We start from the raw sequence: 21,871 nt of genomic DNA, 5'->3' as shown, positions 1-21,871 counted from the left end.
CTTGAACGTGGGGGCGGCGAAGTGCTTCGGGCGAACTGCGCCGATTCGGAGTAGGCTCGAAGACGTGCGCCGGCAACGAGGCCGGTCGGCACGTACAGCATTTTGAGACCAGCCGGAGGCACCCCTTGATGCAGGACGAACGTCCCCAGTCACTCGTCGGTCAGGATGAGATGGAAACCCAGTTCTTGCAGCACTACTTCGCGCACTTGTCTGCCGAAGATCGCGCGGCGAACGGGGACGAGGCCCTCGTCGCAAGGGCCCGCCATCACCGGGAGATCGGCGCGCGCCGGAACCCCGGCCAGATCCTCGTCGAGGTGGAGGGCGAGGGCTCAGACGTCGTCGTGTACGTGGTGGCGGACGACATGCCGTTCCTCGTCGACTCCGTCGTGGCCGAGGCCGCGCGCCACAGCGGCGGCATCGCGATGATCTCCCACCCCATCTTCCTGGCAGAGCGCACCGAGGACGGTGAGCTCGTCAGCCTGACGCGCAGCTCCACCGCCGTGGGCCTCGCCACGGGCGACACGGCCGCGCTGCCCGTCATTCCCGCGCCCGACAGCGGCGTGAAGAACCGCGTCGAGTCCTGGACCTCCCTCGTCCTCGCCGGTTCGCTGAACGCTGAGCAGCGCGACGACCTCGAGCAGGGGCTCGCCCGCGTGCTGGCCGACGTCGCCAGCGCCAACCAGGACCAGGACCGCCTCAAGGAGCTCGCCCGCGAGACCGTCCGCGCGGCCATGGAGATGGCCGAGGAGTCCGGCCCGCACCAGGCCTCCGCGCGCGCCGCACGGGACCTCTTCGAGTGGATGCTCGACGACAACTTCATCTTCCTCGGCTACCGCGAATACGACCTGCCGGCGGACGGGACGGCCGCCCTGGTCAACGTTCCCGGCACCGGTGCGGGGATCATGCGCCGCAAGGACGACGTCGCCGTCTCCCGCCCGCTGTCCGCGCGCGCCCACGAGCTCGCCTCGAACGACGACGTCCTGACCGTCACGAAGGCCAACCGCCGCTCGACCGTCCACCGCCCCTCCTACCTCGACTACGTCAGCCTCAAGACGTACGGGGCAGACGGCTCGCTCATGCGCGAGCGCCGGTTCATCGGCCTCTTCGCCGAGCGCGTCTACTCGGCGATCATCGACACGATCCCCGTCCTCCGCGAGAAGCAGCTCATGCTTCAGCGCCACTTCGGCTTCGCCCCGGACACCCACTCGGGCGCGAGCCTCACGGCCCTCCTCCAGTCCTTCCCGCGGGACGAGCTCTTCCAGATCACGGACGAGGAGCTCATCGAGTTCGCCACCGGCATCCTCCAGCTCGAGGAGCGCCGCAAGACTCGCCTCTTCGTCCGCCGCGACGCGTTCGGCCGCTTCGCCTCGGCCCTCGTCTACCTGCCGAGGGACCGCTTCTCCACGAGCGTGCGCCTGCGCCTCCAGCGCGTCCTCCAGGAGGCGTTCAAGGCCAAGGACGTCTCCTACACGGTCTCCATGACCGAGTCCGTCCTCACCCGCATGTTCTTCCGCCTCCACCTCACGGACGAATCCCCGGAGACCGTGGACGCCGCCCAGCTCGAGCAGCAGCTCGCCGTGGCCGGCCGCTCGTGGGCCGAGGGCTTCCAGGACGTCGCCACCAAGGGCGGCCAGGAGGCGCTGAGCTCCGAGTGGGACGAGGCGTTCCCGGCATCTTACCGCGTGGCCTTCGAGGTTGAGGATGCCATCCGCGACGCGGCCATCCTCGAGTCGCTTCCCGCCGAGGGCTCGCACATCCGCCTGCGACTCGACAAGGTCGACGAGCGCTCCCACGGGCTGCGCCTCTACGTCAACCGGGCCGTCATCCTCTCCGAGATCCTCCCGACGCTCCAGCAGTTCGGCATCACCGTGGAGGAGGAGCGCCCCTTCCAGATGACGACGGCCAGCGGCCGCACGTTCTACATGTACGACCTGCTCGTCGTCATGCCGAGCGGATTCGTCGTCGAGGGCGCCGCCGAGCGCCTCGAGAGCGCGATCTCCGCGCAGTTCGAGGGCCTGGCCGAGTCGGACGCCTTCGACCGCCTCGTTCTCGCCCAGGGGCTGACCTGGCGGGTCGTGTCCGTGTTCCGGGCGTACGCGAAGTACCTGCGCCAGTGCGGCGTGAGCCACTCGTACTCGTTCATGTCGCAGACGCTCGCGGACTACCCCGAGATGAGCGCTGCACTCGCGGCCCGCTTCGACGCCCGCTTCAACCCGGACATCGAGGACGAGCACCGGCCCCGCATGGCGCAAGCCGCCGTCGCCGACTTCGAGAGCCACCTTGACGCCGTGGCGACCCTCGACGCCGACCGCCTCCTGCGCATGTTCGCCGAGCTCATCGAGGCCACGGACCGCACGAACTTCTACCTCGACGTGCCCCGGCTGTCCTTCAAGCTCCGCACGCGGGACCTCAGCTTCGCGCCCGCCCCGCGCCCCCTCCACGAGATCTGGGTGTACTCGCCGCGCGTCGAGGGCGTCCACCTGCGCTTCGGCGACATCGCCCGCGGCGGACTGCGCTGGTCCGACCGCAAGGAGGACTTCCGCACGGAGATCCTCGGCCTCGTCAAGGCGCAGGCCGTGAAGAACGCGGTCATCGTTCCGGACGGCGCCAAGGGCGGCTTCTTCGCCAAGCAGCTCCCGGACCCCAGCGTGGACCGCGGCGCCTGGTTCGCCGAGGGCCAGGAGGCGTACCGCACCTTCATCCGCTCGCTCCTCGACCTGACGGACAACCGCGGCCGTGGGGAGAACGCCGGAGACATCATTCCCCCCGCGGGCATCGTCCGCCATGACGACGACGACCCGTACCTCGTCGTCGCCGCCGACAAGGGAACGGCGTCGTTCTCCGACATCGCCAACGGGATCTCCGCCGAGTACGACTTCTGGCTGGGAGACGCCTTCGCCTCCGGCGGCTCCGTCGGATACGACCACAAGGCCATGGGCATCACCGCCCGCGGCGCGTGGGAGTCCGTCAAGCGGCACTTCGCCGAGCTCAACGTCGACTGCCAGAAGGAGGACTTCACGGCGGTCGGCATTGGCGACATGTCCGGCGACGTCTTCGGCAACGGCATGCTTCTCAGCAGGCACACTCGCCTCGTTGCGGCGTTCGACCACCGCGACATCTTCATCGATCCCTCTCCGGACGCGGAGGCCTCGTTCGAGGAGCGCAAGCGCCTCTTCGAGCTTCCGCGCTCCAGCTGGCAGGACTACGACTCGAGCCTCATCAGCGCCGGCGGCGGCGTGTTCCCGCGCTCATCCAAGTCCATTGAGATCTCCGCCGAGGCGGCTGAGGCACTCGGCATCGAGGGCGGGGCGCAGCGCATGGCGCCGCTCGCCGTCCTCAAGGCCATCCTCACGGCGCCCGTCGACCTCGTCTACAACGGCGGAATCGGCACGTACGTCAAGTCCTCCGACGAGTCCAACGCGTCCGTGGGCGATCGCGCCAACGACGCGCTGCGCATCGACGGCAAGGACATCCGCGCCCGCATCGTCGGCGAGGGCGGAAACCTCGGCTTCACCCAGGCGGGGCGCGTCGAAGCGGCCCTCAACGGGGTCCTCATCAACACCGACGCCATCGACAACTCGGCCGGCGTCGACTGCTCCGACCACGAGGTCAACATCAAGATCCTCGTGGATTCCCTCGTCGCGGAGGGCAAGCTCGCCGCCGAGGAGCGCGCCGAGTTCCTCCACAGCATGACGGATGAGGTGGGTCGACTCGTCCTCCGGACGAACGTGGCCCAGAACATCCTCCTGCAGGGGGACCGCGTCAAGGCGCTCGAGTGGGCGCCCAGCTTCGAGCGGCACATGCGCTGGCTCGAGGAGAACGCGGACCTGAACCGCGAGCTCGAGGGCCTGCCGAGCACGGCGGAGTTCAAGAAGCGCCAGAGCGAGGGCCTCGGCCTCACCGCGCCGGAGCTGGCCGTTCTGGCCGCGTACTCGAAGATGTCGATTGCCCGCGTCCTCGCCGCCGGCGACTTCGCGGACGACCCGCACTTCGAGCGCGTTCTCCACGACTACTTCCCGGCCCAGATCCGTGACCGCTTCGCGGACGAGCTCCAGCAGCACCCGCTGCGCCGACAGATCATCGCCACGATTGTCGCGAACGACATGGTCAACATCGGCGGCACGACCTTCGCGTTCCGCGTCCTCGAGGAGACCACGCTCAACCTCGAGATCATCGCGCGCGCCTTCGTCGTGGCCACCGAGGTCTACGACGTCAAGCGGTACATGGAGCGCTTCTCCGAGCTGCCCGCGCACTTCGACGTGACCCTGTGGAACGAGCTCATCAGCGACGTGCGGCGACTGCTCGACCGCGCCGTGCGCTGGCTCCTCTCTCACGCCGCCCGGTCCACGACGATCGACTCGGACATCGCGGACTACCGTCCCGTCGTCGAGCCGCTCCGCGCGGACATCGGCTCCGTCGTCGTCGGCGAAGACCGCCAGCGGATCGAAGAGGACCGGGAGCGCGCGCTCAAGGCCGGCGTCGCCGAGGACCTCGCCATGGCGTGGGCCGCTCGGTTCGAGTCCTTCGCCCTCCTCGACATCGCGCGGATCGCGCAGCGCACCGAGATTCCGGCGCGCCGCGTGGCCGAGATGTACTTCGCGGTGTACGACCGCTTCGAGGTGGACAGCATGCTCACCCGCATCGCCGAGCTGCCGCGGCAGGACCGCTGGCAGACCCTCGCCCGGGCCGCGCTGCGCGACGACCTCTACGGCGTCGTTGCGGACCTGACGATGTCGGTCCTGCGGTTCGACCAGGAGAAGACGGAGGGGCACTCCAGCGTCTCCGACGCGCTCTCCGCGTGGGCCGAGGCCAACCGCGATTCGCTCGACCGGGCCGTGGGGACGCTGCGCGAGGTGCGCGACCGCTCCGACATGCCATCCATGTCGGTTGCGTTGCGCATGATGCGCTCCATCGTGAGGTACTGACCCACAACCGCACGCCCGCCTGACGGGCCCAACCGACGAGCAGGGGAGCCACACCGTGCCGAACGCCTTCGTTTCCGACCACGCACGACCGGATGCGAATGCGGGCGACCGGGAGTGGCTCCACCTGCTCGTCGGCGACTGGCAGATCGTCGCTGACCTCGCCTTCGCGGACCTCATCCTCTGGCTGCCGGCCGAAGGCGGGGGTGTGCTTGCGCAGGCCCACGCCCGCCCCTCGACCGCCCACACGCGCTTCCCGTCCGACATTGTGGGGGAGCCGCCCGGGGACGAGGCCGAGCTCATCGCCGCCGCTCTCGCAACGGGGGAGACGCAGACGGGCGCCGGCGTCGTCGCCGTTCCCATGAGAAGGACCGCAGGGGCCCTCGCCGTGGTGACGGTGCACCGCTCGCCCGCCCTCGGCGAGCCCGGCGAGCTCGAGCACGCCTACCAAGACGCGGCGGACGTGCTCCTGGAGATGGGGCGTCTCGGCCTCTGGCCGGACAGCTCGACGGCGACCGGATCCCGCCGGGGCGCGCCCCGCGTGGGCGACGGCTTCCTCCGTCTCAACAAGGACGGGACCGTTGCGTACGCGAGCCCCAACGCCGTCTCGGCGTTCAGGCGCCTGGGGATCATCGGGCAGATCGTCGGGCACCCCCTCACCGCGCTGACGAGGGACATCGGGCTGGCGCACAAGCTCGCCGACGAGTCGCTGCCGCTTGTGCTCAACGGCCGCATGCCGTGGCGGAGCGAAATCACCGCCGACAGGTCCACACTCACCCTCCGGGCCATCCCGTTGCGCAGTCTCGAAGGGCGCACGGGCGCGATCCTCCTGTGCCGCGATGTGTCAGAGCTGAGGCGGCGGGAGCAGGAGCTCGTCTCCAAGGACGCGACAATCCGCGAAATCCACCACCGGGTCAAGAACAACCTGCAGACCGTGGCCGCACTGCTGAGGATCCAGTCCCGCCGTATGCAGTCCGAGGAGGCCAAGGAGGGGCTGGCCCAGGCCATGCGTCGCGTTGACACGATTGCGCGCGTTCACGAGGCCCTCTCGCACGGGCTCGCTCAGTCCGTGGACTTCGACGCCCTCATCCAGCGGCAGTTCCATCTCGCCGCCGAGATTGCCTCCAGTGAGCAGCACATCGAGACGATCCTCGAAGGGCGCTTCGGGTACCTGCCGTCGGACGCGGCGACGCCCCTTGCACTGGTCATCAACGAGCTCGTGGCCAATGCCGTGGAGCACGGCTTCGCGGGGCGGCAGCACGGGTGGGTCCGGCTCACAGCGCGCCGAACCCCCTCAGAGAAGGGGCCCGAGCGGCTCGAGGTCCTTGTCGAGGACGACGGGCTCGGATACGCCGGGGGCGGCAGCGGCGGATCAGCGGCAGCCTCAGGGGCCTCGGCTGGGGGAGCGGGTGGGGCCTCAGCTGGGGCAGCTCACACCGACCGCACGGTTCAGGCCGGTTTGGGGACCAAAATCGTGGAGACACTCGTGACAAGCGAACTCGGCGGCACCATCACGTGGGGTGCGCGGCACGGCGGTGGCACCGTCGTGACGATCGAACTCCTCTTGCGCCCCTCAGCCTAGGGCCTCTGGGCCGAGGGGCGCCTCGGTGCGCGGTGTCTAGGAGACGCGGCGCGCGCGGGCAGCGCGGCGCTTCAGGGCGCGGCGCTCGTCCTCGCTCAGGCCTCCCCAGACGCCGGAGTCCTGGCCGGACTCGAGCGCCCACTGGAGGCACGTGTCCATGACGGTGCACGTGCGGCAGACGGCCTTCGCCTCTTCGATCTGGAGAAGCGCTGGCCCAGTGTTGCCGACGGGGAAGAAAAGTTCGGGATCCTTATCCAGGCAGGCTGCTTTTGATCGCCAATCCATGTGCGTTGTCCACGCTCCTCAATGGTGAAGTCTTACGGGGGTGATGCCGGTTCCAGCCGCGCGGATGGAAGGCGGTTCGGGGGTTGGTGCGCCTTCGGAACGGGGCTCTCGTGTCTCGGAGCGAACCGGCTCAACGGCTATCTCTCAAGGGTGGCACGTGAATGGAGAGCAAACAAGAGGTCAAGGTTCGGTATTGGGGCTCAGTCGTGTCGCATTGCTCACATTGACGCTCGTCTCGCGCCAGAACGGGCCCCCGGAGAGGATGGATGCCCTCGGAGGACTGCGATCGGCGGGCATAGAGTTGGAGGCATGATGGCCCATTCATCGCATCGCACCCCGGCAACGTCGGCGTCGAGGCCTGCCAGAGCGGCGGCTGAGACCCCCCGGAGTGCTGTGCTTCTCATCGCGCTCGTCGCCGCTGAGGCTGCAGCCTTCCTCGCGCTAGGGGCCCTCGTTTTGACTCGGTTCGGCAGGGGTGGCCTGGCGACGGGCATCCTGCTTGTGATCCTGGGCCTCGTCGCGGTGGGAGTCGGGCTCGGGCTCAGGCGCGCGAGCCTCGGCGCCCACAAGGCGATGGTGTTCCTCCAGACGCTCGTGCTCATCGCGGCGTTCGCATTTGTGCAGGCCTCATGGAGGGCGTCTCTCGCGGCTGTCGTTCTCGCTGCGGGCAGCCTGGTGGCGGGATTCTGGCCGTCGACGCGGGTGTGGTTTGAACGCTCGGCCGCTGAGACCGCCCCTGACAATGGCTCTCACGCAGGGCCCCGCCCGTAGATTCGCACGCGGCGCACGTCGTGGCCCTCGACAAGGAAAGCGCACGTGGGGTCGGGCCGGGGCAGCACCGGCACACGCGTGCCCAGGCTCTCCGCGTCTGTCGGCGCGCCGGGCGAGATGACGAGCCCGTGCACGCCGCGGGTCGCGTGTTCGGCCAGGCGCAGGGCATCGAGGGATCGGCCGGGCAGGATTGCCAGAATCAGTCCGCGAGTGACCAGGGCACTGGCCAGCTCTTCGGCAGAGGGGCATCCGTCCGCGCTTGAGTCCATGATGGCCGGTGACGCCGGCAGGGCCGTGGGGGCCGACGATGCAGAGGAAACATCCTCAGCAGGCGGAGCCGCTCGGGTGTGGGCCGCCGTCAGGGCTGGCCGAGCGTGACCGGCAGGTGAGCCGGAGACGCAAGACTCCGCCGGCTCCCTAGGCCCCTGGGCAGCAGCTTGGTCGCACGCAGGGCGGGGCTGCTCATGCCCGTGGAGACTGTCTCCGCGCATGATGTCGAGGAGATGGGCCCGCTCCACGGTCGCCTCCCCGATGACGAGGAATAGCCTCCCGGGCGGCACGCGTGCCGTGCGATGCGCCCCCGATGCGTCCACACCCACCGGCACCCGGCCCGAATGGAGCCCTCCTGCGCCCGATCGGAGGACCTGCGGGGCTTCCCCGTGCGGGGGAAAGCCGGTCTCGGCGGCGTCGGTGTCTGTGCTCGTGCGGGCTCCAGGCGTGACTGCCCCAAGTGCTGCCGGGGGCAGGGCCGCTCTCTCTGGCAGTGGTCGGAGCGCTGGGGCGGAGGCGGGCCGCAGTGCCGCCGATGCTCCTGACGCGTCGCCGCCGGGAGAGAGGACCTGGACCTCGTGACTGCACTCAAGGGATGAGACGGCCTGCGCCGTGCGGTTTCCTCGGCGGCCCTGTGCCGCTCGCTGCCACGGGCCCACGATGAACCCCCGACCCGGTGCTGTCGACTCCGCAGCCTCTTTGGGCCAGAACAGGCGTGCCGTCTGGGCGAGTGCACGCGGCAGGTAGATGCGGCACCCGAACGAGGCTGCCAGGCGGGGTGGTTCGCGGACCGAGGAGGCGACCACCGTTGCACCGACGTGCAGGGCTCCCGCGAGCCAGCGCCCCAGGACGTCCTCGCCCGCGTGGGACGAGGCCGCTCGGAACGTGTCCAAGAGGGAATCGAGACCCTCGATGATGACGAGGTCGCCCGATTCGGGCTGCGGCAGCCACGTCATGAGTTCATCGAGACCCAGCGCATCCGACGGCGGAACGAAGGCCAGAGCCGCAGCGGTGATGTCCGCGAGCGCGGGCGTGGCCACGGCGGCGAGCACTCGTGTGGCCCGGCCGGTGGAGATGAGTCCGCGGGTGACGCTGCGCAGGGCATCGGCGGTCACGTCGTCGGCCGCACCGAAGACGAGGCAGTGCGCGAGGGGAGCGGACAGGGGGACCACGGACTGTGCTGACGGGTTGTCGAGGAGGCAGCATGCCGTGGCCCCGCTGGGCAGATGGCGCTCTCCGCGGGGAAGCGGTGGTGCAACGGCGCGAGGCCAGCGTCGCCGGGACGAGGCGCGGGGGGCTGCGCGGGCGAGGAGCTGGGGATCGGCGTCGCCGGTCTCGCGCAGGGCGGGGCCCGGAGGCCAGGTCGTGATCGTGGGGGAGGTCCGCCCCACGCACTCTCGCCAGGTGGCACCGAGGAAGGGGCCGCGGGTCCGCCCTGCAGCCCGGACGTAGAAGGTGCCGGCGGCTGAAGGGCTGATGGAGGCGGCCACGGGTGAGGAGAGGACGTCGAGGGAGTCCGCTTCGCTTGCGACGCGCAGCACGATGGTCGTGCCGATGTTGGTGCGCAAGTCCGGGGATGCGGCCCCTTGAGCCCTCTGGCTGGCGAGGATGAGGTGCACGCCGAGGGAGCGGCCGACTGCCGCGATGCGCGCGAGCTTCGCGGCCGCGCCAGGGACGGAGTCGACGAGGGCCCTGAGTTCGTCGATAACGATGACGAGCCTGGGCGGGGCGTCACCGGCGGGGAGGCCGCGGGCGTCCGGCAGCCGGCGAGCCTTGAGCCAGAGCTCGCGTCGCGTCAGCTCGGCGGCCAAGGACGCGAGGACGCGCTCCACGTCGGCGCCGTCGAGGTCGCTCACCACTCCGTCCACGTGCTCGACGTCTTCGAACAGTGACAAGCCGGATCCGCCCTTGAAGTCGATGAGGAAGAGCCGGAGACGATCGGGGGGCGAGCCGAGAATGAGGCGGGCGATGACGGTCTTGAGCAGCTCCGTCTTCCCGCAGCCCGTGGTGCCGACGACGAGGACGTGCGGGCCGTCCGCCTCGAGGTCGAGGAGAAACGGAGCGTCGGCACCGGTGCGTGTCAGCGGGACGGCGCTCCACGGCATCGTCGGTATCCCGCGGCCGGGCGTTCCGGGATGGGTGGAGGGTGCGATGCCCCCTGGAGGCGGGACGGGCGGCGCGCCTGTGGAAAGGGGCGCCAGTGCGTGCTCGGCGGGGAAGGTCGTATTCCCGGTGGCGGCAAGCAGGGTGTCCGCACGAGCGTGATCGGGGACCCACGGCCGGGTGCCCGCGATGTTGACGAGTGGGCCTTCGGAGACGACCACCGTGACGTTTGCCGCCGTGCAGTCGGCCGTGCGGCAGACGTGGACGGGAGCGGCACCGGGGCGAAGGGAGACCCAGGGCAGGCGCGCCAGCGCCACAGGAGTGTCGGCGGGATGGAGCCAAACGGCAGGCTGCGACGGGCCGGGCCGGTTGCTGCACGCCATCCCGCCGGCGGAGACACTGAGGCCCGCCACGACGGATGTCGGGTCGGGCGAAGTCACGGTGATGCGAACTGTTGCGTCAGGCGCGAGAATCAGGCCCGTCTCGACAGGAAGCCGTTCGTCGCGGTCCACGTAGCTCCCGAGCCTCCACACGATCCACGGGCTGGGACGTGCTGGGGCGATGTGAACCGAAGCTTCCGGTGAGCTGGACCCTGCTAGTGCTGACCCGCGGGATGCCGTCCCTGGGGCCGGCGACCCTATGGGCCCTGACCCTGAGCCTGCGGAGCCCGGGGGTGAGGTCCGGGACGTCGGCCGGCGCGTTCCCCCGCGGGGCGGGTCGGCCTGCGATCCATCGGGCTCGGAGGCCTGGGTCGGCAACCCGACCTCCGGGGCCTTCGCAGCCAGGTCGAGCCGCTGTGCAGACCCCGCCAGGCCGACGCAGCGGAGGGCCACGGGCGGGAACAAGAACGCCGCCGCGGCCCTCGCGAACGCCTCGCGACGCGCGAACAGCTTTCGACGCTCCCTCAGCGCGCTGCGACGTTCCAGAAGCGGACCCGCGAGCGCGCCCACCGAGATCACGCCGAACAAAAGGAAGAGCGGCTGGCCGAGGATGACCGCCACCGCGCAGCTGACGACGAGCGGGAGCGCCGCCAGGACGATCCGCGAGCGCGGAATCAACGGCACCTCGCCCCGTGGCTCAGCTGGGGGCACCGGCGCTGCCGCCCCGTTCCGCTGAAACCCGGCTGGCCTCTCGCCGGAAGCGTCCTGAATGATGGATGTCACTGCGCCCGAGCCGAGAAAGACGGCCTGGATCCGGCTCGTTCCGAGGATGAGGACATCACCGTCTTTCAGCGGGCAGCCCCGCCGAGGCGCTGCACGGAGTGTGTCGCCGCGCTGGATCAGGACGGGATGCCCGCCGAGCGGGCGGACCTCAGTGGTCCTGCTCGAGACCGTCACACGCAGGGCGCAGCGCGAGACGTAGGGGTCCGTGACGTGGAGATCGGCTCCTCTCCCAAGGGTGCTCTCGCCCCGAGGCACAGGGAGAGTGCGGCCCGCGTCTGGACCCGAGAGACAGACGAGGCTGAGCGGGGCTCCACCCGAGGACTCCGTCGGGGAGAGCAGGATGTCGCCCTCCGTGGCCGGACAGCGCAGGAGGACCTCGCCCCCAGGGCGCAGGGGGAAAGAAGTCGGCTCGAGCCACGCGGCGAGCGCGCTCGCGGAGACCTCCCGCGCGCCCCAGCCCGGGAGGGCCAGGTGCCCGAGTGCAACCGGGAGCTCGTGGGCGAAGGACGACGGATCTATGGCCTGGTCCCCGCCGTCCCACCCCGAGACGGTCACGGCGAGCTCGAGGCGCGAGGGGAGGCCGAAGCGCGCCGCCGCAGCGGGAGTCGCCAGGAGCGTGAAGGGTGTCATGACGCTGACGGTATCCAGCACCCCACACGCCGGGAACCGGAGTGCGGGCAAACGTGGATAACTTTCTTCAGGCCCGAATTTCCGCGCCAGGGGAGGTCCGCGATCGGACTCGCCCTCGGCACGGCCCCGTCGCTTAGCGCCTGCGGCTCGGGGCCGTTCGGTAGGCTGGAGGACAGCGAGGCGCCCCGGCGCCCGCCCACCGCCGAGCGGAGCCTTGGACTCCGCGTGACTCAGGAGTGTATTTGTGAACACTGACCTCGTTGTCGTCGGATCGGGCCTCTACGGCCTGACTGTCGCGGAGCGCGCGGCCAACAAGCTTGGTCTCAACGTGACGATCATCGACCGCCGCGACCACATCGGCGGCAACGCCTACTCCGAGATCGACCCGGAGACCGGCATCGAAGTCCACAAGTACGGCGCGCATCTGTTCCACACGTCAAATGAGCGCGTGTGGGAGTACGTCAACCGCTTCACGAGCTTCACGAACTACGTCCACCGCGTCTACGGCGTTCACAAGGGAGAGGTCTTCCCGCTTCCGATCAACCTCGGCACGATCAATCAGTTCTTCCGCGCCAACCTCACACCGGATCAGGCGCGCGCGCTCATCCAGGAGCAGGCCGGCGAGTTCGCTGGGCAGGACCCGCAGAACCTCAACGACAAGGGCATCTCCCTGATCGGACGCCCCCTCTACGAGGCGTTCATCAAGCACTACACCGGCAAGCAGTGGCAGACGGACCCCACGAACCTGCCCGCCAGCATCATCTCCCGTCTGCCCGTCCGCTACACCTACGACAACCGATACTTCAACGACACCTACGAGGGCCTGCCCACGGATGGCTACACGGCCTGGCTTGAGCGCATGGCGGACAACCCTCGCATCAATGTGCAGCTGAGCACCGACTTCTTCGACGACTCCGCCGAGTTCAGCAAGAAGAACGTCGTGGGTCAGGTGCCGGTGATCTACACGGGTGCGGTGGATCGGTACTTCGACTACGCAGAGGGCGACCTCAAGTGGCGCACCATCGACTTCGAGCGCGAGACGCTCCCCACGGGGGACTTCCAGGGCACCTCCGTCGTCAACTACAACGACGACGACGTGCCGTACACGCGCATCATTGAGCCGCGTCACTTCCACCCTGAGCGGGACTACGCCACGGACAAGACCATCATCATGCGCGAGTTCTCCCGCTTCGCGGAGAAGGGCGACGAGCCGTACTACCCCGTCAACACGGAGGAAGACCGCACGAAGCTCCTCGCCTACCGCGATCTGGCCAAGGGTGAGAAGGACGTCATCTTCGGGGGGCGCCTCGGCACCTACAAGTACCTCGACATGCACATGGCCATCGGCGCGGCGCTCTCGACGTTCGACAACAAGATCGAGCCCCACTTCGCCCGGGGCGCGAGCCTTGAGGCCGGGGGAGTGGACGCATGAGCCAGCGAGTGCTGCACCGCGTGGTCTTCCCCGCTGACCGCGACCTCGACGTCCTGCCTCTCTACGTCGACGAGGGCCTGCCGGCTCAGCCGCCCGCAGATGCCGCCGCGCAGCGGAAGAAGGCGAAGGAGAAGGGTCTCATCGAGGCCCCCAGCGCCCCGCATGCCGACTGGCACCCTGATGACATCGTCTCCCGACGCAGCATCAAGGTCCGGCCGGGCAAGCGGCTCTCACTCGCCTCCTACTTCAATGCCTTTCCCGCCGCCTACTGGCGACGGTGGACCTCCGTCGAGGCGATCTCTCTCCGGGTCGAGACCGTCGGCAGCGGCAGCGTCGTCGTCTACAAGTCCAACGCGCTCGGCATGAGTCAGAGGGTTGCCTCGACGCGCGTCGAGGGAACCGCCACGAACACGTGGGACCTGACCCTCGCGCCCTTCGGCGACGGCGGCTGGTACTGGTTCGACCTCATTGCGGACGAAGCCGGAATGGTCCTCGCCTCCGCGGAGTACTCCGCCGAATCGGACCGCCGGGTCGGCAAGCTCAACCTGGGAACGACGACCTTCAACCGGGCCGACTACTGCGTGGCCACCATCAAGGCGGTGGCCGACGACCCCGCGCTGCGCGAGATTCTCGGCGAGTTCGTCGTCGTCGACCAAGGCACGGACACGGTCCGCAACCGGACGGAGTACCCCGGACTTCAGGAGGAGCTGGGACCGCAGCTCACGGTCATCGAGCAGGGCAACCTCGGGGGTTCCGGCGGCTTTGCCCGCAACATGGCGCACGCGCTCGACTCCGACGCGGACTACTGCATGCTCCTCGACGACGACGTCCTCGTCGAGACGGAAGGCATCCTGCGGGCCGCGGCGTTCGCCGATCACTGCCTGGCACCGACGATCGTCGGCGGGCAGATGTTCGATCTTCACGCCCGAAGCGTGCTGCACGCCTGGAGCGAGGGGGTTGACCGCTACAAGTTCGCCTGGCGCCCGGTCGAGGGTACCGAATGGCGTCACGACTTCAGCCAGGAGAGCCTCAGGCGCTCGCCCCAGTGGCACAAGCGCTGGGACCCTGAGTACAACGGCTGGTGGATGTGCCTCATCCCGCGCGTCGTCATCGAGGAGATCGGCCTGGCGCTGCCCGTGTTCATCAAATGGGATGACGTCGAATACGGGCTCCGTGCCGCTGCCCATGGCTTCCCGACCGTCACCCTGCCCGGTGCAGCCGTCTGGCACCTGCCCTGGCTCGACAAGGACGACACCGTGGACTGGCAGGCGTACTTCCATGTCCGGAACCGTCTCGTCACCGCGCTGCTCTACTCGCCGTTCCCGCACGGCGGAAACGTCCTCATGCGCTGTCTCGCGCTGGACGCGAAGCACTTGTACAGCATGCAGCAATACGCCAACCGGGCCCACATCGATGCCCTGCGTGACGTGCTGCGCGGGCCCGGGCACCTGCACGAGACGATCGGCGTCAAGGCGGCCCAGCTGCGCGCCGCGAAGTCCGACTTCCCGGATGCGACCTACAAGCCGCGGCCCAGCGACTTCCCGGCCCCTGGACGGGCAGCCTCCCGTGCCCGCCGCGGCACTCCCAAGCAGCCTTCGTTCGCGACCCTGCCCCTGTGGCTCGTCAAGGCGAGTGCGCGGCAGTTCTTCAAGCCCGCCGCCCCCGAGTCGCAAGAGCGCCCGGAGGCGATCCTCGCCAAGCAGGACGCGACGTTCTGGAACCTCGCCTCCCTCGACTCGGCCCTTGTCTCCAACGCGGAGGGGACAGGCGTGTCGTGGCACAAGCGCGACCACCTTGAGGCCCGCAAGACTCTGCGGGAGCTCGTGGGGCTGTACCGCGAGATCTACTCCTCCTGGGACCGCCTGCGGGACGAGTACCGAGCGGCCCTCGGCGAGTACACCTCGCGCGAGGCATGGGAGAAGACGTTCGCTGCGAACGGGGTGACGGGGGAGCGTCGATGACCGTGGCCGAAGCCCCCGCCGTGCAGCCTGGCCGGGGACGCGGGCTGCGGGACGTCGTCACGCACCGGTTCCTTCTGCGCCTGCTCGTGCGCAAAGAGATCCAGGTGCGCTACCGCGGCTCCGTCCTCGGCATCCTCTGGTCGTACATCAAACCCGGCGTGCAGTTCCTCGTGTACTACATCGCCATGGGGAAGTTCCTCAAGCTCGACCATGGCAGCGCCAACTACGCGATCTACCTGTTCTCCGGCATCATCATCATCAACTTCTTCTCCGAGGCCTTCGGCAACGGGGCGCGCTCCATCGTGGCCAACAGCGGACTCATCCGGAAGATCTACCTGCCCAGACAGCTGTTTCCGATCTCGACTGTCTGGGTGGCCACGGTCCACTTCCTCCCGCAGATCCTCATCCTCCTGCTCGCATCGCTCGTGGCAGGGTGGAGGCCGGGGCCGCTCAACCTCGTCTCGATCGTCCTCGGGTTCCTTATTGTGGCCCTGTTCTCGGCAGGGATGGGCCTGCTCTTCGCGTGCGCGAACGTGTTCTTTCGAGACTCCGAGAACATCGTCGACATGATCATCATGGTCGCCACGTGGACGTCGCCCGTTCTCTACATGACTGACATGGCCAAGAATGCCATGCCAGCGTGGCTCTTCAGCCTGTACTCCTCGAATCCGCTGACGGTGGCGGTCCAGCTCTTCCACCACGGATTTTGGGACCCGACGGTCGAGGGCTCTGCCCTGCCCCCCGATCTCTACCCGATCTACCTGCCGATCGCCCTCGCACTGTCCGTGGCGACTATCGTCCTCGGCGATCTGGCCTTCCGAAAGACGGAGGGTGACTTTGCCCAAGAACTCTGAAGCGACGGCGCCCGAGCCCCTCGCGCCTGGCCGCCGCGCCGGGCTGTCCGGCACCGCCATCGCGGTGCAAAGCGTCCGCAAGGACTTCGTCCTGCGCCACACCCGGTCCATGAAAGAGGCCTTCGTATGGCTCATCAAGGGCCGCAAGGGGGACCTCTCCGAGAAGTTCTCGGCCCTCAAAGATGCCTCGCTGACCGTCTCCCACGGTGAGACGGTCGCCCTCCTCGGCCTCAACGGCTCGGGCAAGTCCACCCTGCTCAAGCTCATCTCCGGGGTCATGCGGCCGGACGCCGGAGAAATCCACACGCGCGGGCGCGTGGCCGGGCTCATCGAGGTAGGCGCGGGGTTCCACGGGGACCTGACCGGGCGCGACAACGTCTACCTCAACGGGGCCATCCTGGGCATGACGGAAGCGCAGATCGACGCCCAGTTCGACTCGATCGTCGAGTTCTCGGAGATCGGGCAGTTCATTGACACCGAGGTCAAGTTCTACTCCTCCGGCATGTACTTGCGCCTCGCGTTCTCCGTGGCGGTGCACACAGACCCGGATGTCTTCCTCGTCGACGAGATCCTGGCCGTGGGCGACGAACCCTTCCAGCAGAAGTGCCTGGCCAAGATCAGGGAGCTTGTCGCGGCGGGGAAGACCCTCGTTGTCGTGAGCCACGACCTCGACCTCGTCTCGACCATCTGCGAGAGGGGCGTTCTCCTCGACCACGGCACGCTCGTCTACGACGGGCCCATCGCCGAGGCCGTGGCCAGGATGCGCAGTTAGACCGCTCCGCTTCGATTGGGGGCCCACAATGAAGACATTTCGTGCGGCGACGCCGGAACACCGGCGCTCTCGCACCAGCGAGTCCGCGTCGTGGAACGCTGGCGCGCGTCGTGCGAGGCGAGCGCCGGTGAGCAGCCATTCAGCCCTGCGGCTCGACATCCAGGCATTGCGGGCCTTTGCCGTGGCGTCGGTGGTCATGGGCCACGTCTGGCCGTATCGTCTGACCGGCGGCTATGTCGGCGTCGATGTCTTCTTCGTCATCTCCGGATTCCTCATCACCTCGCACTTGGCGAAGGAGCTCGATGAGCGGGGCCGGATCGATCTGCCGGCGTTCTACGCGCGGCGGGTGCGCCGTCTGCTTCCTGCCGCGCTCCTCGTCCTGGCTGCGAGCATGCTCCTCGTGTGGGCGTTCCTGCCCGTCTCCGCCTGGGAGCGCAATGCTCAGGAGGTGACGGGCGCGGCGCTCTTCGCCGAGAACTGGATCCTTGCCCACAACGCGGTGGACTACTCTGCCTCGCAGGCGAACGCGACGGTGGCCCAGCATTATTGGTCCCTGTCCGTCGAAGAGCAGTTCTATCTCCTGTGGCCCCTCTTCATCTGGGGGCTGGTGGCCGGGGCCGCGTTCTTGCACAAGCGCCGGGGCGGCATGCTGAGGCCCAGGTCTGAGACGTGGATCAACACCAACCGGGGACTCTACGCCGCTGCTGGTCTTGGCATCCTGATCACCCTCCCGCTGTCCCAGTTCTGGGTCGAGTCCACGCCCCAGGCCGCCTACTTCCTCACGCCGGGCCGTCTCTGGGAGTTCGCGGTGGGCGCGCTCGTCGCCGCCCTTGCTCGCGCGGCCGCCCGGACCAGACCTGTGCGGGTCGGCGCGCCGCTCCAGGGCGCGGTCAGTCTTGCGGGTTGGGGTGTCCTCGCGGCCGTCTCTTTTCTGTACTCGGAGGAGACTGATTTTCCTGGCTATGCGGCGGTGCTCCCCGTGGCGGCGACGGCTCTGCTCATTCTCGCTGGCTCGGTGTGAGACCCGCCCCTGGCCTTTGAGCGCCTGTACCGGTTGCGCCCTGTGAAGTGGCTCGGCGACGCCTCGTACTCGGTGTACCTGTGGCACTGGCCTCTCGTCGTCGTCCTCCTGGCGGTTGCCCCGCCGGAGTGGATGTCACTCGGGAAAGTCTCCGTCCTCCTGGCGACGGGCGTGCTGGCCGGTGCGACCTACCGGTGGGTCGAGCCGCTCGGGCGCCGAGTGCGCCCCAAGGCGCCCTCCTGGGCCGCTCTCGTGGCGGCCGGGCTTGTCGTGGCTGTCGTTGGCGGGGCGGGGTTCATGCATGCCCAGCACGGTCGGAGGGCCACGGAGGCACTCGCCATCGCCCAGACGCGACTCGGCGAGGGCGCGTGTGACGGCGCCATGGCCCTCGTCTCGGGCAACTCGTGCAAGAACACGTGGGCCGGCGTCACCTCTGTCGAACGGACCAAGGCCACCGAGTACTGGCATTTGCCCCCGGAGTGCCGGGGCTCAGGCGTCGCGCCCGGCGGCGTCCCTGAGTTCCTCTGCGACTTCTCTGAGGGGCGAGCCCGGTTCGAGACGGCCTACCTCACGGGCGATTCCCACGCCCAGCAATGGGTCAGGGGCGTGCTCTACGTGGCCAGGGAGATGAACTGGAAGATCTACGTGTCGTTCGTCGGGGGCTGCGCCGTTGCCGACGTCCCGTACATCGGCTACACGAAGCCGGCGGGGGACGGCGGGAAAGGCTGTCGTGCCAAGGCGGCCGCGCTCAAGGACCGGGTCCTGACGCTCAAGCCGGATCGGGTCGTGTACTCGATCTTTGCGCGGGAGGAGAAAGTGCAGACGGGCCCGGGGGAGGACGCCATGGGCGTGTGGAAGCGGGGCCTGCCGGTCTTCTGGAAGGCCTGGGCCGCCAAGGGGATCGAGGTGAACATCCTCGCCGACCCGCCCGTCAACGTGCCAGCCCGCCCGGCCACCTGCCTCGCGCAGAACATGGACGACCCGCGGGCCTGCGCGGTGAGCCGGGCCCGGGCGCTCACCCCGGACCCGCTGCGGGTGGCCCATGAGGGGCTCGACTCGCCCAAGATCAGGCTGATCGACACGACGGACGCGTTCTGCGACCGGGAGAACTGTCACGCGGCGCTCGGCGGCGTCCCGATCTACTTCGACGGGAACCACATCAGCGGCACCTACGCTCGCTCGCTCGGGCCATACCTCAAGCGCCTCATCGTCGGGTGACGGCGCGGTCCGGCGCGGGCCCGCCTGGGGCGGCGCTGCGCCGGGCAGCTACTTGCAGCCGGTCATCTTGTAGAGCTTCGCCGCACCCTGCTGGTCCACGAGCTCCACGCCGGCGGCACCCTCCAGGTAGCTCAGGCCGGGGATCGGGTGCCAGCCGTGGTGAACCTCGAGCGGGCCGAAGTCCAGGGCGTAGAACGCGCGCGTGTTCTTCACCGCGGAGCAGGCGGCCGTGTTGTACGGCGCCTCCTCCCAGTGCTCCAGCGCGTACTGCGCGTCCGGCGAGACGGCGCCGTAGATGTGCGGCCGCAGGGTCTGGCGGTCAGAGATCGCGTAGACGAGCGAGGCACCGGTCCACGGGCTGCCGACGACGACATCGCCCTCCGCCACGTGCTCCGGGAGCCGATCGAGGAGCGCCCTCTCGTCCGGCGAGAGCAGAAGCGACTCCTTACCCGAGTAGTACCGCCCGTTGAGCTTGGCCTGCTCGGCCGTCATGGCTCCGGACTGGACCTGAAGGGCACCCGCGCCCACGAGCAGCATCGCCAGCACCGCAGAGACGATGAGGCGCTGGTTGAGCCACGGCGCCTTCGTCGCGGCGAGGCGGGCGTAGGTCTCGGACTGCATGACGCGCTTCGTCACCCACCGGATGAGGAACTCGCCACCCAGGACGACGACGGGCGCCGACACCACGGGCAGGAGCGCCGCGAGGCGGTTGGAGTCGTTGTACCAAATGCCCGTGAAGAAGGTGCGCACGTCTCCGAACGGGTAGGACGTGCTCGTGACGTAGAGCCATGCGCCCATGAGGAACATGCCCACGACCCAGCGCTGGCGGCGGGTGAGCACAAGGAAGAGCACGCCCGTCGTCGTGAGGATGAACATGAGGGTGCCCCCGGGGAGGCCCATGGGGGTTCCCGCGAGAACCTCGCCCGTGGCCTGGGCGGGGCTCTGGAAGGGGGGCCACGTGGAGCTGGAGGCGGCCGGGCGCAGGACCACCCAGCAGATGAGCCCGATGACGGCGTAGGCGACGAACAGGCCGAGGAACGCCCAGAAGCGCCTGCGGTCCGCGGGCGAGCGCCGGCGGTCGATGTACATCCACCACAGCTTGGTCACCATGACGGGCATGACGAAGGCGATGAGGGCCATGAGGGTGCTCGGGTGGGCGAGCAGCATGCCAGGCAGGCTGCCGACGAGGGCGACGAGGCCGGGCCAGAAGGTCGGCGTGTCCGCCTGAGTCATCCCGAGGATCTGGAGCACGGCTCCGATGACGGCCGGGAGGATCGCGATGGCGAGGTGGTTCGGGTAGAGGACGCCGAACTCGACCATCAGGTAGGGGAAGGCGGGGAATGCGGGGGCGAGCGCGGCCGTGAGGACGATCGGCAGCAGGCGGGGCCCGGTGATGCGTGTGATGAGGAAGAGCAGCGAGAGCGGCCAGACGAGGCACGCGATGACGATGTTCGTCATGTTGACGGCGGCGGGGATGGACACGTGGAGGAGGAGGGCCGTCTGCGCCACCATGTCATGCCACGCCGCAGGGTAGAAGCCCGCGGACTCGGCGGTGAGGTTGCCGAGCGTCAGCGAGGAGCCGCTGCCGGTATCCATGATCCGACGGATCGCGTTGAGGTGGTAGATGTTGTCGAAAGTCTGGGAGATGCGCTCGACGTTGCCGAAGCCGTGTGCGTACCGGTAGAAGATCGCGAAGGCGGGAAGGGCTACCGCCGCGAGGTAGATGAGGGAGACGGGTGCGTCCACGCCCCAGCGGAAGCGGCGCAGGCGGTCGACGACGGGGCTGTCCACCGTCTCGAAGGAGTGGGGGCGGCTGATGTCCGTGTTGATGAGCGCGATGACGAAGCGGGTCAGCAGGGCCAGGACGGCGGTGATGGCCGCGCAGATGAGGAACGAGACGGGGTTCCAGGCGGCCCCCACGAACGGCAGCAGCACGGCGAACACGCCCATGACGGAGGCCGTGACGGGGAGGGCGAAGGCCGCCACGCCCAGCCCGCGAACCCCGCTCGCTCGGAGGATGACCACTCCGGGCAAGAAGAGGAACGCGGCCAGGCCGACCAGGTAGGGGATCGTGTTCAGCCAGCTCATTGACGCTCGGGGACTCCTCGGATCAGGGCGAATTCGCTTCCCCCCACTCTAATGCCCAGCGACGATCGTCACGCCGACGTGCCGGGTTGGGGTAGCACCTGGAATGCGAGGGTATGGAATACTCAGTGAAGTGAGTCGAGCATGGATCGTAATCCCGATGTACAACGAGGCATCGGTCGTAGGTGACGTCATTCGTCACATCCTGCCCGTGTTCCCGCACGTGGTCTGCGTGGATGACGGGAGCTCTGACGGCTCTCAGATCGTCGCCCGGGAGGCGGGTGCCGTCGTCGTCCAGCACCCCATCAACCTGGGCCAGGGCGCGGCGCTGCAGACCGGCATCGCGTACGCGCTGGAGGATCCGGAGATGACGAGCCTCGTGACGTTCGACGCCGATGGCCAGCACCGGCTCGAGGACGCTCAGGCCATGGTGGCGCGGATCGACTCGGGCGAGGCCGACATCGTCCTCGGCTCCCGATTCCTTGACTCTCGCACGAAGCTCGCGCCGATGAAGCGGCTCGTCCTCAAGACGGCTGCCCTCCAGAGCCGCATGGCCACGGGCATGAACCTCACCGACGCGCACAACGGTCTTCGCGCCATCAACCGCGACGTCGCAAGCCGGTTGAACCTGACGCAGAATCGCATGGCCCACGCCTCAGAGCTCGTGAATCAGATCGCGGAGATGAAGCCGCGCTGGGTTGAGCATCCCGTGGAGATTATCTACACGGACTACTCCAAGGCCAAGGGTCAGTCACTTCTCAATTCCGTGAACATTCTCGCCGAACTGTTCTTGAGGTAACCG

The 21,871-nt window shown here is 68.7% G+C and carries 13 protein-coding genes; 10 read left to right on the top strand and 3 right to left on the bottom strand.

What is annotated here, in order from left to right:
• Window positions 1–170: 170 nt before the first annotated feature.
• On the top strand, window positions 171–4,925 hold the full coding sequence (locus J2S35_RS01825; RefSeq protein ID WP_309849192.1) for an NAD-glutamate dehydrogenase: 4,755 nt from the start codon (window positions 171–173) through the stop codon (window positions 4,923–4,925).
• Window positions 4,926–4,980: 55 nt separating this feature from the next.
• Window positions 4,981–6,504: a sensor histidine kinase gene (locus tag J2S35_RS01820; RefSeq protein ID WP_309849189.1), complete on the top strand. Its 1,524-nt coding sequence runs from the start codon at window positions 4,981–4,983 to the stop codon at window positions 6,502–6,504.
• Window positions 6,505–6,540: 36 nt separating this feature from the next.
• On the opposite strand, the gene J2S35_RS01815 is transcribed toward J2S35_RS01820, so the two are convergent.
• Window positions 6,541–6,789: a WhiB family transcriptional regulator gene (locus tag J2S35_RS01815; protein WP_309849186.1), complete on the bottom strand. Its 249-nt coding sequence runs from the start codon at window positions 6,787–6,789 to the stop codon at window positions 6,541–6,543.
• Between the two features lie 393 nt (window positions 6,790–7,182).
• On the opposite strand from J2S35_RS01815, the gene J2S35_RS01810 reads away from it, so the two are divergent.
• The gene (locus J2S35_RS01810) at window positions 7,183–7,560 is read left to right on the top strand and encodes a hypothetical protein (protein WP_309849183.1); all 378 of its coding nucleotides are present in this window, start codon (window positions 7,183–7,185) and stop codon (window positions 7,558–7,560) included.
• On the opposite strand, the gene J2S35_RS01805 is transcribed toward J2S35_RS01810, so the two are convergent.
• Entirely contained in the window at window positions 7,539–11,726 is a 4,188-nt protein-coding gene (locus J2S35_RS01805) for an FtsK/SpoIIIE domain-containing protein (RefSeq protein ID WP_309849180.1), read from the bottom strand. The genes J2S35_RS01810 and J2S35_RS01805 overlap by 22 nt on opposite strands.
• 244 nt (window positions 11,727–11,970) lie before the next feature.
• Between J2S35_RS01805 and glf the strand changes: the two genes are divergently transcribed.
• The 6 genes from glf (at window position 11,971) to J2S35_RS01775 (ending at window position 18,984) form a co-directional block, all read left to right on the top strand.
• Window positions 11,971–13,158 carry a UDP-galactopyranose mutase gene (glf, locus tag J2S35_RS01800; protein WP_309849178.1) on the top strand — a complete coding sequence of 396 codons (1,188 nt, stop codon included), beginning with the start codon at window positions 11,971–11,973 and terminating at the stop codon, window positions 13,156–13,158.
• Window positions 13,155–15,119, top strand: a complete 1,965-nt coding sequence (locus tag J2S35_RS01795) for a glycosyltransferase (RefSeq protein ID WP_309849175.1) — start codon at window positions 13,155–13,157, stop codon at window positions 15,117–15,119. Before glf ends, J2S35_RS01795 begins: the two co-directional genes overlap by 4 nt.
• A complete protein-coding gene (locus tag J2S35_RS01790) occupies window positions 15,116–15,973 on the top strand; it encodes an ABC transporter permease (RefSeq protein WP_309849172.1) in 858 nt (285 codons plus the stop codon). Before J2S35_RS01795 ends, J2S35_RS01790 begins: the two co-directional genes overlap by 4 nt.
• 43 nt (window positions 15,974–16,016) lie before the next feature.
• Complete coding sequence (locus J2S35_RS01785) at window positions 16,017–16,745, top strand: ABC transporter ATP-binding protein (protein WP_309852970.1); 729 nt, start codon at window positions 16,017–16,019, stop codon at window positions 16,743–16,745.
• 127 nt (window positions 16,746–16,872) lie between these two features.
• Window positions 16,873–17,766: an acyltransferase family protein gene (locus J2S35_RS01780; protein WP_309849170.1), complete on the top strand. Its 894-nt coding sequence runs from the start codon at window positions 16,873–16,875 to the stop codon at window positions 17,764–17,766.
• A 42-nt stretch (window positions 17,767–17,808) separates the two neighbouring features.
• Window positions 17,809–18,984, top strand: a complete 1,176-nt coding sequence (locus tag J2S35_RS01775; protein WP_309849166.1) for an acyltransferase family protein — start codon at window positions 17,809–17,811, stop codon at window positions 18,982–18,984.
• 48 nt (window positions 18,985–19,032) lie between these two features.
• Here J2S35_RS01775 and J2S35_RS01770 read toward each other — a convergent pair whose 3' ends face one another.
• On the bottom strand, window positions 19,033–21,072 hold the full coding sequence (locus J2S35_RS01770) for a DUF6541 family protein (RefSeq protein ID WP_309849165.1): 2,040 nt from the start codon (window positions 21,070–21,072) through the stop codon (window positions 19,033–19,035).
• Window positions 21,073–21,229: 157 nt separating this feature from the next.
• On the opposite strand from J2S35_RS01770, the gene J2S35_RS01765 reads away from it, so the two are divergent.
• Window positions 21,230–21,868 carry a glycosyltransferase family 2 protein gene (locus tag J2S35_RS01765; RefSeq protein ID WP_309849162.1) on the top strand — a complete coding sequence of 213 codons (639 nt, stop codon included), beginning with the start codon at window positions 21,230–21,232 and terminating at the stop codon, window positions 21,866–21,868.
• Window positions 21,869–21,871 lie beyond the last annotated feature (3 nt).

The organism is Falsarthrobacter nasiphocae, from assembly GCF_031456275.1.
Taxonomy (GTDB): Bacteria; Actinomycetota; Actinomycetes; order Actinomycetales; family Micrococcaceae; genus Falsarthrobacter; species Falsarthrobacter nasiphocae.
The sequence above is the reverse complement of the archived record's forward strand: the minus strand, read 5'-3'. Positions and strand labels throughout refer to the sequence as shown.

Bases quoted from the DNA above. Each gene is read 5' to 3' on its own strand.
- J2S35_RS01795 (WP_309849175.1), top strand. From the start codon at position 13,155: ATGAGCCAGCGAGTGCTGCACCGCGTGGTCTTCCCCGCTGACCGCGAC.
- J2S35_RS01770 (WP_309849165.1), bottom strand. From the start codon at position 21,072: ATGAGCTGGCTGAACACGATCCCCTACCTGGTCGGCCTGGCCGCGTTC.
- J2S35_RS01815 (WP_309849186.1), bottom strand. From the start codon at position 6,789: ATGGATTGGCGATCAAAAGCAGCCTGCCTGGATAAGGATCCCGAACTT.
- J2S35_RS01765 (WP_309849162.1), top strand. From the start codon at position 21,230: ATGTACAACGAGGCATCGGTCGTAGGTGACGTCATTCGTCACATCCTG.
- J2S35_RS01805 (WP_309849180.1), bottom strand. From the start codon at position 11,726: ATGACACCCTTCACGCTCCTGGCGACTCCCGCTGCGGCGGCGCGCTTC.
- J2S35_RS01790 (WP_309849172.1), top strand. From the start codon at position 15,116: ATGACCGTGGCCGAAGCCCCCGCCGTGCAGCCTGGCCGGGGACGCGGG.
- J2S35_RS01825 (WP_309849192.1), top strand. From the start codon at position 171: ATGGAAACCCAGTTCTTGCAGCACTACTTCGCGCACTTGTCTGCCGAA.